The following is a 14,286-nucleotide window of genomic DNA, read 5'->3' as shown; positions in this document are numbered from 1 at the left end:
AAATCAATCAATAACCCATTTTGGCGGGCAGCCACAGGGCGAGTTGGGGGAAAGCGATCACGGCCACCATCACCAGGAACATGGCCAGCAGCATCCAGCCGACCCAGCGCACGGTGGACTCCATGCGCACACCGGCAATGCGGCACGACACCATCAGGTTCACGGCCAGGGGCGGGGTGAACTGGCCCAGCGCGACCTTGAGGGTGAGGATCACGCCGAACCAGACAGGGTCCCAGTGGTAGTGCTGCATGATGGGCAAGAGCAGCGGTACAAAGATCAGGAAGATCGAGATGCCATCAAGGAACATGCCCACGGTGATGAGCAGCACGATGAGCAGCGCCAGCACGCCGTATTCGCCCAGGCCCGAGTTCACGATGGCCTTGGCCACGGGGTCGATCACACCCAGGGTAGATAGCGAATAGGCAAAGATGCCCGCGAGCGACACGACGATGAGGATCACCGCCGACAGCTCGCCCGACTCGCGCAGGATGGGGAACAGGTCGCGCACCTTGATCGTGCGGTGGATCACCATGCCCACGAACAGGCCGTAGAACACGGCCACCACGGCGGCTTCCGTCGGTGTGAACCAGCCAGCGCGCATACCGCCCAGAATCAGCACCGGAGCGGCCAGGCCCCAGGTGGCTTCGCGCAGGCTCTTCCAGAACGGCGGGCGGGGCATGGTGGCTTCGAGCGCGCCCATCTTGTGTTTGCGGGCCATCCACACGGCGGGCACGATGAGCGCCACACCGGCCAGGATGCCGGGGATCATGCCGGCCGCAAACAGCGCGGGCACCGAGGCGCCGGGCACCAGCACCGAGTAGATGATGAAGGCGACGGACGGTGGGATCAGGATGTCGGTAGCCGCTGCTGCGCCCACCACGCTGGCCGAGAACGAGGGCGGGTAGCCTGCGCGCGACATGGCCGCAATCATCACGCCACCCACGGCGGCCGCATTGGCGGGGCCGGAGCCCGAGATGCCGCCCAGGAACATGGCCACGGCAATGGCGACCAGCGGCAGCATGCCGGGGCCACGGCCGACCATCGCCACGGCGAAGTTGACGAGGCGCAGCGCCACGCCCGAGCGGTCAAAAATCGAGCCCACCAGCACGAACATCGGGATGGCCAGCAGCGGGTATTTGCCCAGCCCGGCGTAGAAGTTCTGCGGCACAGCCAGCAGGCCAAACCACTGGCTGTCGGCATTGGCCAGCGCAATGGCTGCGGCACCCGCCAGGCCCAGCGCGGCGCCAATCGGCACGCCCACAAACATCAGGCCCAAAAAGGCCACAAAGAGCAGCGTGGCGATCATGCTTGGGGCTCCTGTGAGTGAGCATCAGAGGCATCGACCTTGCTGCGGCTGCGGCGGATGAACAGGCCCACGGCGCGCAGCGTGATGAGGGCCGAGAACACGGGCAGCCAGATCGAATACCACCACTGCGGCACGCCGATGCCGGGCGAGGTTTCGCCAAAACGGTAGTCGTCCCATACCACGCGAACGCTGAGCACGGCGATCACGCCAAACAGCACGGCCACGGTGGCCGCGCCCAGCATGGACAGGCGCTTGCTGCGCAGGGCCGAGCCGCCCTCGGCAAAATACTCGATGCGGATGTGCTGGTCGCGCGCGACGGCGGCAGAGCCTGCGATGAGGGCCAGGGCAATCATCAGGAAGACGGAGATTTCTTCCGTCCAGGCGAACGACGAATTGGTGAAGTAGCGCACCAGCACATTGGCAAAGGTGATGAGCGCCAGGGCCGCCATGACGATGACGGTGAGCCAGTCTTCAAACTGCAGTGAGCGGGGCTCCTGCTCGGACGGGCTGGGGGGAGGGGTGGAGGACATGGAGAGCGGGTGCGGAAAAACGGAACAGGTTTCAGAACCTGTTCAGAGTCTCTTTGCTGGCTTCAACGCAACCCTGTGGGCGAGTGCCTCGCCGCCCGATCTGCTGCAGGCCATGCTGGGTGCGCAACAGCGCCGACAAGCGTGCGGGGCGATGGAGCGCATTCCAAGCCTTGCCCTCATCGCGGCAAGCCATGGCAGCAGCACCAAAAAGACTTTGAACAGGTTCTCAATGTCGATGCCCCGAGGATGTTGTGCAACCCAAGGCAGGACGCGGGCGCGTGGTTGAAGCCCCCGTTACATTATGCGACGCTTGGGGCCACACCCATTCCACAGGGCCTGTCGGCCGGGTTGCGTGCGCAAGGTTCCAGTCAGGCGCGGATAATGTTGCCGATGGAAACCAAGTGGTTAGAAGATTTCGTCAGCCTTGCGGAGACCCGCAGCTTCAGCCGTTCAGCCCAGCTGCGGCATGTGACACAGCCCGCGTTCTCGCGGCGCATCCAGGCCCTGGAAGCCTGGGCGGGCACTGATCTGGTGGACCGCAGTTCGTACCCCACGCGCCTCACGCCCGCGGGCAAGACGCTGTACGACCAGGCGCTGGAAATGCTGCAGGCACTGCAAAACACGCGCGCCATGCTGCGCGGACACACCAGCGCCGGCAAGGACATGATCGAGTTTGCCGTGCCGCACACACTGGCGTTCACGTTCTTCCCGGCCTGGGTGTCGAGCCTGCACGAAAAGTTCGGGCCCTTCAAAAGCCGCCTGATTGCCCTGAATGTGCACGACGCCGTGATGCGGCTGGTGGAAGGTGGCTGCGATCTGCTCATTGCCTACCACCACTCATCCCAGCCCTTTCAGCTGGATGCCAACCGCTACGAAATGGTCAGCCTGGGGCAGGAAGTGCTGTCGCCCTACAGCAAGCCCGACGCCGATGGCGAGCCGCTGTTCCGCCTGCCGGGCCGCGCCGGGCAGCCACTGCCCTACCTGGGCTATGCCCCGGGGGCCTACCTGGGGCGGGTGACGGAGCTGATCCTGAAAGAGTCCCGCACGCCCATTCATCTGGAGCGGGTGTACGAAACCGACATGGCCGAAGGCCTGAAAGCCATGGCGCTGGAAGGGCATGGCGTGGCCTTTCTGCCCCACAGTGCGGTGAAAAAGGAACTGCGTTCCAAGCGCCTGGTAAGTGCTGCACCCGCCGATACCGAAGGCTTGCAGATGATCATGGATGTGCGCGCCTACCGTGAAAAGCCTGCGGGCAAGGAGTCTGCCAAAGGCACGGCCCAAGCACTCTGGGCCTACCTGCAAACGCAGGCTGGCCCATGCCTAGGGTAAATACGGACATAAAATTTTTGCATAACAGGGCGCGCAATCAGCATTGGTGTTTCACCAAACTGAAACGTACAGTCGCGCCTTGATCTGAAAGTTTGCAGTAAGTTTTTGGTTGGCCCGCGCGGGTGAACTGCACTTGCTGGCCGCCACCGGCGGGCAATGGCACAAAGCTTGCAAGGTACTTTCTGGGTCACGCAGGGAAACTTTGTATGAATAAACAATATTGGGGATTGGCATGGTGCCTTGCGGCCCTGTGCTGCGTGCCTGCCGCAACGGCCGCCACGGTGCTGGAGCGCATCAGCGCCGGGGGCAAGCTGGTGATTGCACACCGCGAATCTGCCGTGCCGTTTTCGTACGTGGCTTCGGGCAAGCCCGTGGGCTATGCGGTAGACCTGTGCCTGCGCCTGGCCGAAGTGGTGCGCAAGAAGACGGGCGCCAAGGACATGGCGGTGGAGTTCGTCATGGTCTCACCCGCCAACCGCATCGAAATGATCGAGCAGGGCAAGGCCGATCTGGAGTGCGGTTCCACCACCAACAATGCCGAGCGCCGCCAGAAGGTGGCTTTCACGGTGCCCCACTTCATCACGGGCGCACGCTTGTTGACCAAGGCCTCCAGCTCCATGGATCGCCTCGAAGACTTGCAGGGCAAAATCCTCGCTTCGACGCAAGGCACCACGCCCCTCAAGGCTGTGACGCAAGCCAATCGCGAGCGCCTGATGGGTATCAAGATCGTGGAGGCGCCAGACCATGCCCGTGGCGTGGAAATGGTCGAGAAGGGTGAGGCCGATGCGTTTTTGATGGACGATGTGCTCCTGTACGGTCTGGCAGCTGCTCGCCCAGACCCGAAAGCACTCAAGGTGGTGGGCCGATTCGTCACCACCGAGCCCTTGGCCATCATGCTGCCCAAGAACGACCCCGAATTTAAAAAGCTGGTGGACGAAGAAATGAAACGTCTGATCACCAGCCGCGAGATCTATCCGATTTACGATAAGTGGTTTGCCCAACCTATCCCACCCCACAACAAGCCGTTGAACATACCGGTCAGCTATTTACTCAGGGACTTCTGGAAATACCCTACCGACCAGGTTCCGTTCTGAATAAGATGACCGCCCGCGGCTTATTGCTGGAAGCACTTGCCTCGCCGGCACGATTGGCATGCAAGCGCGCTTCCGATTCTCTCTGCCCTATCCACTAAGGAGACCTCTATGAAAAAGCATTTGTTGGCTATTGCCGTCACCGCCTTGGCTGCTGGCAGCGTGTTTGCTCAGGCGAACGACACGCTGGCCAAAATCAAGGCCTCCGGTAGCGTATCCCTGGGGGTGCGTGAGTCCTCCGGCTTGTCCTACACCCTGGGCAACGGCAAGTACGTGGGCTTCCACACCGAGATGGCTGAAGTCATCCTTGCCGATATCCAGAAGCAACTGGGCTTGCCCAAGCTGGACATCAAGTACCAGCCCGTCACCTCGCAAAACCGCGTGCCCCTGGTGACCAACGGCACGGTGGACCTGGAGTGCGGCTCCACCACCAACAACGCCGCCCGCCAGAAGGACGTGGCGTTTGCCGTGACCACCTATGTGGAAGAAGTGCGCATTGCCACCAAGGCCAACTCGAGCATCAATTCCATCAAGGACCTGAACGGCAAGACCGTGGCCACCACCACCGGCACGACCTCGGTGCAGACCCTGCGCAAGCACGAACGTGCTGGCGGCATCGACTTCAAGGAAGTGTTCGGCAAGGACCACGCTGACAGCTTCCTGATGCTGGAAACCGGCCGTGCCGACGCATTCGTGATGGATGGCTCCATCCTGGCCGCCAACATCTCCAAGTCCAAGAACCCTGCCGACTACAAGATCGTGGGCGAAGTGCTGAGCGTGGAACCCATCGCCTGCATGCTGCGCAAGGATGACCCCGCCTTCAAGAAGGCTGTGGACGACTCCATCAAGCGCCAGATCAAGGACGGCTCGCTGGCCAAGCTGTACGACAAGTGGTTCATGCAGCCTGTGCCCCCAGCCAACGTGAAGATCGGCCTGCCTTTGTCTGAAGCCACCAAGGCTGCCTGGGCCAACCCCAACGACAAGCCCATGGAAGACTACGCCAAGAAGTAATTCCTGGATCACCTGCGCCCCTTCGAACAGTGGGTTTGAAGGGGCGTTTTTTGTTGGGCCTCCAAGCGGTGGCGCCAACGCAATATCAAATAACTAACAGGCCGTTGAAAAATCCTTCGCCGCCGCCCGTGTGGGCCGCTACGATCTGAAGCCATCCAAGAACGACCCAGACAAGAAAGATGAGAGGCAACCAAGACTTCCAGGGGGCGATGTTCAGCTACATCAGCCTTGAAGATCGCGTGCCAGCGGCACACCCGCTGCGCAAGTTGCGCGCCGTGGTCGATGCGCTGCTGGCGACGATGCACAGCGAGTTCGAAGCGGTGTATGCCCGCCGCGGGCGCCCCTCGGTGCCGCCCGAGATGCTGCTCAAGGCCTTGCTGCTGCAGATCCTGTTCTCCATCCGCAGCGAGCGCCAGTTGGTCGAAGCGGTCAACTACAACCTGCTGTACCGCTGGTTCGTGGGCCTGAACATCGAGGACAAGGTCTGGGACCACTCCACCTTCAGCGCCAACCGCGAACGCTTGTTCAACGAAGACCTCGCCCGTGCCTTCTTCGAGCGCGTCAAGCTCAGCGCCCAGTGGGGGCGGCTTGCCAGCGACGAGCACTTCAGCGTGGACGGCACGCTCATCGAAGCCTGGGCCTCGCACAAGAGCTTCAAGCGCAAAGACGATGACAGCGACACGCCGCCCGGACGCAATCCCGAGGTGGACTTCAAAGGACAGGAGCGCTGCAACGACACCCACCAAAGCACCACGGACGCTGATGCACGGTTGTTCAAGAAGAGCGCGGGTGACAAGTCCCGCCTGTGCCACATGGGGCACATCCTCATGGAAAACCGCAACGGGCTGATCGTGGATGTTGAGATCACCCACGCCAGTGGCACCGCCGAGCGCGAAGCGGCGCTGGCCATGCTGGGGCGCCGGGGCAACAGGAACAAGCGGGCCACGGTCGGGGCCGACAAGGGCTACGACAGCAAGGCCTTCATCAAGGGCTGCCGCCGGCTTTTGGTCACGCCACACGTGGCGGCCAAGGACAAGCACTCGGCGGTCGACGCCAGAGTCACGCGGCACGAGAGCTACAAGACCAGCCTGAAGGTGCGCAAGCGCATCGAGGAGGCCTTTGGCTGGATCAAGACCGTGGGTGGTCTGGCCAAGACCAAGCTGATCGGTCAGGCCAAGCTCGCGGGCCAGGCGCTGCTGTGCTTTGCCACCTACAACCTGGTGCGCATGGGCAGTCTGGGTGGCTGGTGGGACGCGCATCATGCGTGAGCCATGGGATACGTGCGCCCGAAACGGGCAAAACGGCCTGCAAACAGGCCGAAATGGCCCTCGAATTTGATTCGTGGGCGCGTCTGGGCGACTTGCTTCTTCGAAATCCACGACCTTGATGCGTTCGAAGAGCACTTTTTCAACGGCCTGCTAAGGGGTGATCCTATGAGTTGGGATTGGCAGGTGTTCTGCCAGGACACCATTGAGCGGGAAGTGGTGCAAGGCTGCTTTGGCAAAGGCGGCGACATCACTTACCTCGACTGGATGCTGTCGGCCTGGGGGTGGACAGTGTCTGTATCGCTGCTGGCTTTGTTGCTGGCGTTGGTCATTGGCTCGCTGATCGGCACGTTGCGCACGTTGCCCAACAGCCCCATCGTGACCCGGCTGGGCAATGCGTGGGTGGAGCTGTTCCGCAACATACCGTTGCTCGTGCAAATTTTCTTGTGGTACCACGTGGTGCCGACCCTGGTGCCAGCCATGAAGGGCGTGCCGGGGTTCGTGCTGGTAGTGTTTGCCCTGGGCTTTTTTACCTCGGCGCGTATAGCCGAGCAGGTGCGCTCGGGCATCCAGGCGTTGCCACGCGGCCAGCGCTATGCAGGCATGGCCATGGGGTTCACCACGTTCCAGACGTACCGCTATGTGCTGCTGCCGATGGCGTTTCGCATCATCGTGCCGCCGCTGACCAGCGAGACGATGAACATCTTCAAGAACTCGTCGGTGGCGTTTGCCGTTTCGGTGGCCGAGCTCACGATGTTTGCCATGCAGGCGCAGGAAGAAACCTCGCGCGGCATTGAGGTCTACCTCGCGGTGACCGGGCTTTATATCGTGTCGGCCTTCGCCATCAACCGCATCATGGCCTTCATTGAAAAGCGCGTGCGCATCCCCGGCATGGTGGTGGCAGGCGGAGCGGGCGGAGGTCACTGAACATGAATCTCGACTTTTCCTTCTACAACTGGGACCTGATCTCCAACTTCGTCCTGAAGGGGCTGTACTTCAGCCTGATGCTCACCCTGGTTGCCACCATTGGCGGCGTGCTGTTCGGCACGGTGCTGGCGCTGATGCGCCTGTCGGGCCGCAAATGGCTGGATGTGCCCGCCACCATCTACGTCAACGGCATGCGCAGCATTCCGCTGGTCATGGTGATTCTGTGGTTCTTCCTGCTGATGCCTGCCATCATCGGTCGCCCCATTGGTGCTGAGTTGTCGGCGGTGGTCACCTTCATCGCGTTCGAGGCCGCGTACTTCAGCGAAATCATGCGCGCGGGTATCCAGTCCATTCCGCGTGGGCAGGTGTATGCCGGGCAGGCGCTGGGCATGACCTACAGCCAGAACATGAAGCTGGTGGTGCTGCCCCAGGCCTTCCGCAACATGCTGCCTGTGCTGCTGACCCAGACCATCATCCTGTTCCAGGACACCTCGCTGGTGTATGCGATTGGCGCCTACGACATGCTCAAGGGCTTTGAAGTGGCGGGCAAGAACTTTGGCCGACCCATCGAGGCGTACCTGGCCGCTGCCGTCCTGTACTTTGTGATGTGCTATGCGCTGTCCTGGGCTGTGAAGCGCCTGCACCAGAAGATCGCAATTATTCGGTAGCCCCCCTGAGTCGCCTTCGGCGCCTTCCCCCGAGGGTGACGACGCCAGTGGCCTGGCAGAGCCAGCTCCACGGCGTCCCCGCATGAGGCCGCATCGGTCTTATGGGCGGCGCCCCGAAAAAGTGACAAGAGAAGAGATTGGAGAAAGAAATGATCGAACTCAAGAACGTATCCAAGTGGTATGGCCCAGTGCAGGTGCTCAACGAGTGCTCGGCCACCATCAGCAAAGGTGAAGTGGTGGTGGTGTGCGGCCCTTCGGGCTCGGGCAAGTCCACGCTGATCAAGACCATCAACGCGCTCGAACCCTTCCAGAAGGGCGAGATCACGGTGGACGGCATCAAGCTGCACGACCCCAAGACCAACCTGCCCAAGCTGCGCAGCCGCGTGGGCATGGTGTTTCAGCATTTCGAGCTGTTCCCGCACCTGTCGGTGACGGACAACCTGACGATTGCGCAGATCAAGGTGCTGGGCCGTACGGCCGATGATGCCAAGAAGCGCGGCCTGAAGATGCTCGAGCGCGTGGGCCTGATCGCCCACAAGGACAAGTTCCCTGGCCAGCTCTCGGGCGGCCAGCAGCAGCGCGTGGCGATTGCGCGTGCGCTGTCGATGGACCCCATCGTGATGCTGTTCGACGAGCCCACTTCTGCACTGGACCCCGAAATGGTGGGCGAAGTGCTGGACGTGATGGTGGGCCTGGCCAACGAAGGCATGACCATGATGTGCGTGACCCACGAAATGGGCTTTGCCCGCAAGGTGAGCAACCGCGTGATTTTCATGGACGTGGGCGGCCGCATTCTGGAAGACTGCTCGAAAGAGGAGTTCTTCAACAACCCCGACGCACGCCAGCCCCGCACCAAGGACTTCCTCAACAAGATCCTGCAGCACTGATGATTCTGCGGCGCGCTGCCGCAGTACGGTGGTTCAAAGGCACCCTCGGGTGCCTTTTTTCATGCCGTCTTGCGGTGAGGGCGTGGCGGGCAGGCGCTATTTCTTGTCTGCTGGTTTGCGGCGCGTACCAGCACTGCGGCTGGCGGGAGGATCCAGCAAGCGCTGTGATTCAAACTGGTCCCACAGGCTGTCGCGCCGGGCCAGCACCTGCGGCACTGCCCCGTGCCGTAGCTGGGCCACGGCAGAAACGAGCGCGTTGCACAGGAAGAACGCGGCGGTGTATGAATCGAACGGTGAGGCGTTCGAGGTATGAACTTGCAGATGGTGGTGCGCCAGCGTCGCCACGGGTGCGGCCGGGCTGTCGGTAATCGCCAGCACCTGGGCCCCCGCGTCGCGAAAGTGCTGCGCCACTTTGGCAGGGCCACTGGCGTAGCGGCGGATGCTGAAGACCAGCAGCACATCGTCGGGCTGCACCCACAGCAGTTGGTCGGTGGTGTCCATGGCGCCAGCGCCCAGTTCCTGCACGCCGGGGCGGCACATGTTCAGGTGCAGGGCCAGCCATGAGCCCACGGGTGCACTGTTGATCTGCGCCAGCACATGCACCCGGCCCTTGTCTTGCGCCAGGCACGTGGCCATGGCCTCAAACGCAGCCAGGTTCAAGCCTTCGCGCGTGGCTGACAGGTTGTGCTGGTCGTGCAGCAGGGCATCGTCCACACATTGCTGCAGGGTGCGCTCTGCTCCGATGGTGACGGGGGCGCGCTGCCCCGCCGTTTGCAGCAGGGCGGTGACTTCGGCACGGGCCTCGCGCTGCGCCTCTGCGTAGCTGGCATAGCCCAGCTTGGCAAACAGCCGCACCACGGTCGATGCGCTGGTGCCGTTGCGAGCTGCCAGCGCCGTGGCCGATTCCAGCAACGCGTGGGGGTAGTCGCGCTGCAGTGCTTCGGCCAGGGCGCGTTCGCTGCCGGTCAAGTCGGCATGGTGCCGTGCCAACCGCTCGGTCAGCAGGCCTGCGGAAGTTTGCAATGATGATTTCATAAAACCAATTTATTGCAATGAGTATTGCAAACACCTGCAACGCGTGCAACACTGTCGCCCGGTTTTTCGCCGGTGAGCCGGTGTACAGAAGGATGAACCATGCAGGATACCCTTGAAGCCAGCGCGCCGCAGGCCCGCGGTCTGGTCCTGGACTGGCTGGCCAGCCAGCAGCAAGCGATGCAAGACTTGTTGCAGAAAGTGGTCAATATCGACAGCGGCAGCCGCGACGAAGCAGGCGTGACGGCCGTGGCCCACGCTCTGGCTGAACGCCTGCAGGCGGCAGGCGTGCCGGTGCAGTTTGAGGCCGTACCTGGTTACGGCGTGCTACTGCACGCGCAGGTCAACGCTGCGGGCGAGGGCGCCCCCATCGTGCTCATGGGGCATATGGACACGGTATTCCCCGCCGGTACGGTCGCCAAGCGACCTTACCGCGAGGAAGCCGGGCGCGCCTACGGCCCTGGCGTGGCCGACATGAAATCAGGCCTGGTACTCAACGTGTTCGTGGCCGAAGCCTTTGCACGCTGCGGTGGCCTGAAAGCGCCGCTGCACCTGTTCTTTTCGTGTGATGAAGAAATTGGCTCGCCCGCCACGCGCGATCTGATCATGGACCGCGTGCGGGGCGCCCGCGCCGTGTTCAATGCCGAGCCGGGCCGCGTCAGCGGCAACGTGGTCACCAGCCGCAAAGGCTCAATGCTGGTGGAGTTTGAGGTGGAGGGTGTGGCCGCCCATGCTGGCATCAACCACGCGGCGGGCGCCAGCGCCATTGACGCCCTGGCCCGCAAGACGCTGGCCCTGCACGCGCTGACCGACCCTGCCACTGGCGTCACCGCCAACGTGGGTGTGGTGCATGGCGGTGTGGTGTCCAACATGGTGGCCCCCCATGCCCGGGCGGAGCTGGACCTGCGCTTCACTGCCGACACCAACCCGGAGGACCTGCTGGCCCGTGTGCGCGCCATCATCGAAGAAGAAAGCGTGCCGCGCACCCAGGGCCGCATCACCGTGGCCCGCAGCACCTTGCCCATGAAACCCACGCCCGACTACCTTCTGGCGCTGTACCAGGAGAGCGCGCGCACGCTGGGCTTTGAAGTGCAGGGCGAGTTCACAGGCGGCGCAGCCGACAGCGGCCTCACTGCCTCGGTGGGCGTGCCCACCCTGTGCGCCACCGGGCCCGTGGGCGGCCACCCGCACACCGAGCGCGAGTATTGCGAGCTGACCACCTTTGTACCGCGCGCACAGGCAGTGGCGCTGGCCGTGCTGGGGCACCCCTGAAGCCGACGGCGCAGCCGTGGAGCGCGCTCATTGAAGACTTTTTATTGACCCCGTGAAACCTTTGAACCCTATGAAATTTTCTTCCCGCCGACTTCTCCTTTCCATCGGCCTGGGCCTGGCTGGCCTGGCTACGCTGCCTGCCGTTGCGCAAGACAAATACCCTTCGCGCCCCATCACCATGGTGGTGCCCTTCCCACCCGGCGGCTCGGTGGACATCATGGCCCGCCAGTATTCGGAGCCTCTGTCGCGCGTGCTGGGCGTGCCCATCGTGGTGGAAAACCGCCCCGGTGCGGGTGGCTCGGTGGGCGCGCAATACGTGGCGCGCGCCAAGGCCGACGGCTACACCCTGGTGGTGTCGTCGCAAAGCAGCCATCTGGCCAACCCGCTGACCCAGCCCCAGGTGGGCTACGACCCGGTCAAGGACTTTGAAAACATCGCCATCCTGGGGCGCCTGCCCAACGCCCTGGTGGTGCACAGCAGCCTGCCGTTCAAGACCTTCAAGGAGTTCATTGACTACGCCAAGAAGAACCCTGGCAAGCTCAACTACGGCAGTGGCGGCGTGGGCAGCATGGGCCAGTTGAACGTGGAAATGCTCAAGGCCTCTACCGGCGCTTATACCACCCATATTCCCTACCGGGGCGGTACACCACTGATCACCGCCGTGTTGGGTAACGAGGTGCAGTTCATCCTCGACAACCTGGTCATCATGCTGCCGCACATCCAGGCGGGCAAGGTGCGTGCACTGGCCGTGGCCAATGACCAGCGCCTGCCCCAACTGCCCGATGTACCGACCCTGGCCGAAGTGGGCTACCCCCAGCTCAACCTCACGTCCTGGATCGGCATTGCCGCACCCGCCGGTACGCCCGACGCTGCGGTGCAAACCCTGCACAAGGCCGTGCGCCAGGTGGCAGCATCGCCCGCGATGATCGCCAATCTCAAAGACCGTGGCGTCATCCCGCCCGAAGAGATGACGCCTGCCGCCTTCGAAAAGATGATGGCCGAGCGCATGGTGAAGTTTGGCGACGTGGTCAAGCGCGCTGGCATCAAGGCCGAATAACTTCAATGTCGTGCACGGGCGCGTGAATTGAAGCCATTTCAGGCTCTAGCGCCCGAATAGAAGGCGCAAGTAGCTATTAAAAATATAGCAATTGCGCAGAGGGCTGTGGCAGGGCTGGAGGCAATGGGACAATGGAGCCCATGACTGCAGCACCCCACACCCTCACCATCACCCGCCCTGACGACTGGCATCTGCATGTGCGCGACGGCGAACCCCTGCACACCGTCGTGCCCCACACGGCCGCCCAGTTTGGCCGCGCGATCATCATGCCCAACCTGCGCCCCCCGGTCACCACGGCCGAGCAGGCCCTGGCCTACAAGCAGCGCATCCTGGCCGCCGTGCCCGCAGGCGTGAGCTTTGAGCCGCTGATGACGCTGTACCTCACCGACAACCTGCCGTCCGAAGAAATCGTGCGTGCCAAGGCCGCAGGCGTGGTGGCCTGCAAGCTCTACCCCGCAGGCGCCACCACCAACAGCGACGCGGGCGTGACCGACATCCGCAAAACCTACAAGACCCTCGAAGCCATGCAGAAGGCAGGCATGCTGCTCTTGGTGCACGGCGAAGTGACCAGCAGCGACATCGACCTCTTCGACCGCGAGGCCGTCTTCATTGAGCAGCAACTCATCCCGCTGCGCCGCGACTTTCCCGAATTGAAGATCGTCTTCGAGCACATCACCACCAAAGACGCTGCCGACTACGTGGCCGAGGCCGACCGCTACACGGCCGCCACCATCACCGCGCACCACCTGCTGTACAACCGCAACGCCATCTTTGTGGGTGGTGTACGCCCCCACTACTACTGCCTGCCCGTGCTCAAGCGCGAAACGCACCGTGTGGCCCTGGTGCAGGCCGCCACCAGCGGCAGCCACAAGTTCTTCCTGGGCACCGACAGCGCCCCGCACCCTGCACATCTCAAGGAACACGCCACTGGCTGCGCAGGCTGCTACACCGCGCACGCCGCCATGGAGATGTATGCCGAGGCGTTTGACAACGCGGGCGCGCTCGACAAGCTCGAGGGCTTTGCCAGCTTCCACGGCCCCGACTTCTACAACCTGCCGCGCAACACCGGCACCATCACCCTGCGCCGCGAGTCGTGGACGCCGCCCGAAAGCTTTGTGTTTGGCGAGGCCAACCTCAAGCCCCTGCGCGCTGGCGAAGCGTTGCCGTGGCGCCTGGTGTAGAGCGCATCGACTGGGCTGCCCCCTGGCTGCAGCCCTGGCAGACCCGGGGAGAGCCTCTGGCGGCTGCGCTGCAAGCGGCCGGTGTGCCAGTGCATGCCGCGCTTTCAGCCGCCCCCGCTCCGGTGCGTTTTGTGCCCCAGAGCGATCTGCCCGAGGGGCAGGCCTACGAACAATTCATCTGGGACACCCGCTGCGTGCCCACGCGCGACAACCTGCACGATTTTTTCAACGGCCTGGTGTGGCTGGAATTTCCGCAGGCCAAGCGGCGCATCAACGAACTGCAGGCCCAGGCGATTGCGCAAGACGGCGTGGGCGCGGTGCGCGGTCCGCTGCGTGACGCGCTCACGGTGTTTGATGAAAACGGGGCTCTGCTGCAAGCGCCCGCTGCGCTGTGGCAGGCCCTGCGCGCGCGGGACTGGCAGCGCCTTTTCATCGAGCTGCGCCCTTTGTGGGCCGAGGCTCGGCTGTTGCTGTTCGGCCACGCCCTGCTGGAAAAGCTGGTTTCACCACGAAAACCGATGGTAGCGCACGTCTATCAAGCGCCGCAAGCTATAAAATCCATAGCTGCTTTGGATGGCTGGCTGGCGCAGGCCATGCAGCCCCAGCCCTGGGATGCCAAGCCTTTCGCACCCCTGCCGGTGCTGGGGGTGCCAGGCTGGTGGCCGGGCAACGAAGCGCCGGAGTTTTACGCAGACGCCCAGGTGTTTCGCCCGCCCCGGTGAGCAGACAC

Annotated in this window: 14 protein-coding genes; 11 read left to right on the top strand and 3 right to left on the bottom strand. The window is 63.1% G+C overall.

What is annotated here, in order from left to right; all coding sequences use genetic code 11:
* Positions 1-7: 7 nt before the first annotated feature.
* Positions 8-1,306 carry a TRAP transporter large permease gene (locus BDD18_RS07210; protein ID WP_142082162.1) on the bottom strand — a complete coding sequence of 433 codons (1,299 nt, stop codon included), beginning with the start codon at positions 1,304-1,306 and terminating at the stop codon, positions 8-10.
* Entirely contained in the window at positions 1,303-1,836 is a 534-nt protein-coding gene (locus BDD18_RS07205; protein WP_044395803.1) for a TRAP transporter small permease, read from the bottom strand. The genes BDD18_RS07210 and BDD18_RS07205 overlap by 4 nt, the downstream gene beginning before the upstream one ends.
* Positions 1,837-2,226: 390 nt before the next feature.
* Between BDD18_RS07205 and BDD18_RS07200 the strand changes: the two genes are divergently transcribed.
* From BDD18_RS07200 to BDD18_RS07170, 7 genes are all read left to right on the top strand, one after another.
* Positions 2,227-3,165 carry a LysR family transcriptional regulator gene (locus tag BDD18_RS07200; RefSeq protein ID WP_198845609.1) on the top strand — a complete coding sequence of 313 codons (939 nt, stop codon included), beginning with the start codon at positions 2,227-2,229 and terminating at the stop codon, positions 3,163-3,165.
* A gap of 206 nt (positions 3,166-3,371) precedes the next feature.
* The gene (locus tag BDD18_RS07195) at positions 3,372-4,259 is read left to right on the top strand and encodes an amino acid ABC transporter substrate-binding protein (RefSeq protein ID WP_142082158.1); all 888 of its coding nucleotides are present in this window, start codon (positions 3,372-3,374) and stop codon (positions 4,257-4,259) included.
* 108 nt (positions 4,260-4,367) lie between these two features.
* Positions 4,368-5,267: an amino acid ABC transporter substrate-binding protein gene (locus tag BDD18_RS07190; RefSeq protein WP_142082155.1), complete on the top strand. Its 900-nt coding sequence runs from the start codon at positions 4,368-4,370 to the stop codon at positions 5,265-5,267.
* A 179-nt stretch (positions 5,268-5,446) separates the two neighbouring features.
* Complete coding sequence (locus tag BDD18_RS07185; RefSeq protein ID WP_142082153.1) at positions 5,447-6,535, top strand: IS5 family transposase; 1,089 nt, start codon at positions 5,447-5,449, stop codon at positions 6,533-6,535.
* Positions 6,536-6,700: 165 nt separating this feature from the next.
* A complete protein-coding gene (locus BDD18_RS07180; protein WP_066696305.1) occupies positions 6,701-7,459 on the top strand; it encodes an amino acid ABC transporter permease in 759 nt (252 codons plus the stop codon).
* 2 nt (positions 7,460-7,461) lie between these two features.
* Positions 7,462-8,127, top strand: a complete 666-nt coding sequence (locus BDD18_RS07175; protein WP_044395812.1) for an amino acid ABC transporter permease — start codon at positions 7,462-7,464, stop codon at positions 8,125-8,127.
* A 149-nt stretch (positions 8,128-8,276) separates the two neighbouring features.
* A complete protein-coding gene (locus BDD18_RS07170; protein ID WP_044395814.1) occupies positions 8,277-9,014 on the top strand; it encodes an amino acid ABC transporter ATP-binding protein in 738 nt (245 codons plus the stop codon).
* Between the two features lie 96 nt (positions 9,015-9,110).
* Here the strand turns inward: BDD18_RS07170 and BDD18_RS07165 are convergent, their stop codons facing one another.
* The gene (locus BDD18_RS07165) at positions 9,111-10,049 is read right to left on the bottom strand and encodes a MurR/RpiR family transcriptional regulator (RefSeq protein ID WP_142082152.1); all 939 of its coding nucleotides are present in this window, start codon (positions 10,047-10,049) and stop codon (positions 9,111-9,113) included.
* A 99-nt stretch (positions 10,050-10,148) separates the two neighbouring features.
* On the opposite strand from BDD18_RS07165, the gene BDD18_RS07160 reads away from it, so the two are divergent.
* From BDD18_RS07160 to BDD18_RS07145, 4 genes are all read left to right on the top strand, one after another.
* Entirely contained in the window at positions 10,149-11,318 is a 1,170-nt protein-coding gene (locus tag BDD18_RS07160; protein WP_142082149.1) for a M20 family metallopeptidase, read from the top strand.
* A gap of 70 nt (positions 11,319-11,388) precedes the next feature.
* On the top strand, positions 11,389-12,375 hold the full coding sequence (locus tag BDD18_RS07155) for a Bug family tripartite tricarboxylate transporter substrate binding protein (RefSeq protein ID WP_142082147.1): 987 nt from the start codon (positions 11,389-11,391) through the stop codon (positions 12,373-12,375).
* Between the two features lie 140 nt (positions 12,376-12,515).
* Positions 12,516-13,556, top strand: coding sequence for a dihydroorotase (pyrC, locus tag BDD18_RS07150; RefSeq protein ID WP_142082144.1), 1,041 nt, complete (start codon positions 12,516-12,518; stop codon positions 13,554-13,556).
* Positions 13,541-14,278, top strand: coding sequence for a DUF3025 domain-containing protein (locus tag BDD18_RS07145; RefSeq protein ID WP_240485308.1), 738 nt, complete (start codon positions 13,541-13,543; stop codon positions 14,276-14,278). The genes pyrC and BDD18_RS07145 overlap by 16 nt, the downstream gene beginning before the upstream one ends.
* The last annotated feature ends 8 nt before the right edge of the window (positions 14,279-14,286 follow it).

The sequence above is a fragment of the Acidovorax temperans genome, assembly GCF_006716905.1.
Classification (GTDB): domain Bacteria; phylum Pseudomonadota; class Gammaproteobacteria; order Burkholderiales; family Burkholderiaceae_C; genus Acidovorax; species Acidovorax temperans.
Note: the sequence above shows the minus strand (reverse complement) of the source record. Positions and strands in the feature narration are given on the sequence as shown.

Coding starts and splice junctions, on each gene's coding strand:
- BDD18_RS07210 (WP_142082162.1), bottom strand. CDS start 1,306: ATGATCGCCACGCTGCTCTTTGTGGCCTTTTTGGGCCTGATGTTTGTG.
- BDD18_RS07155 (WP_142082147.1), top strand. CDS start 11,389: ATGAAATTTTCTTCCCGCCGACTTCTCCTTTCCATCGGCCTGGGCCTG.
- BDD18_RS07180 (WP_066696305.1), top strand. CDS start 6,701: ATGAGTTGGGATTGGCAGGTGTTCTGCCAGGACACCATTGAGCGGGAA.
- BDD18_RS07195 (WP_142082158.1), top strand. CDS start 3,372: ATGAATAAACAATATTGGGGATTGGCATGGTGCCTTGCGGCCCTGTGC.
- BDD18_RS07170 (WP_044395814.1), top strand. CDS start 8,277: ATGATCGAACTCAAGAACGTATCCAAGTGGTATGGCCCAGTGCAGGTG.
- BDD18_RS07175 (WP_044395812.1), top strand. CDS start 7,462: ATGAATCTCGACTTTTCCTTCTACAACTGGGACCTGATCTCCAACTTC.
- BDD18_RS07160 (WP_142082149.1), top strand. CDS start 10,149: ATGCAGGATACCCTTGAAGCCAGCGCGCCGCAGGCCCGCGGTCTGGTC.
- BDD18_RS07185 (WP_142082153.1), top strand. CDS start 5,447: ATGAGAGGCAACCAAGACTTCCAGGGGGCGATGTTCAGCTACATCAGC.
- BDD18_RS07190 (WP_142082155.1), top strand. CDS start 4,368: ATGAAAAAGCATTTGTTGGCTATTGCCGTCACCGCCTTGGCTGCTGGC.
- BDD18_RS07165 (WP_142082152.1), bottom strand. CDS start 10,049: ATGAAATCATCATTGCAAACTTCCGCAGGCCTGCTGACCGAGCGGTTG.
- pyrC (WP_142082144.1), top strand. CDS start 12,516: ATGACTGCAGCACCCCACACCCTCACCATCACCCGCCCTGACGACTGG.
- BDD18_RS07205 (WP_044395803.1), bottom strand. CDS start 1,836: ATGTCCTCCACCCCTCCCCCCAGCCCGTCCGAGCAGGAGCCCCGCTCA.
- BDD18_RS07200 (WP_198845609.1), top strand. CDS start 2,227: ATGGAAACCAAGTGGTTAGAAGATTTCGTCAGCCTTGCGGAGACCCGC.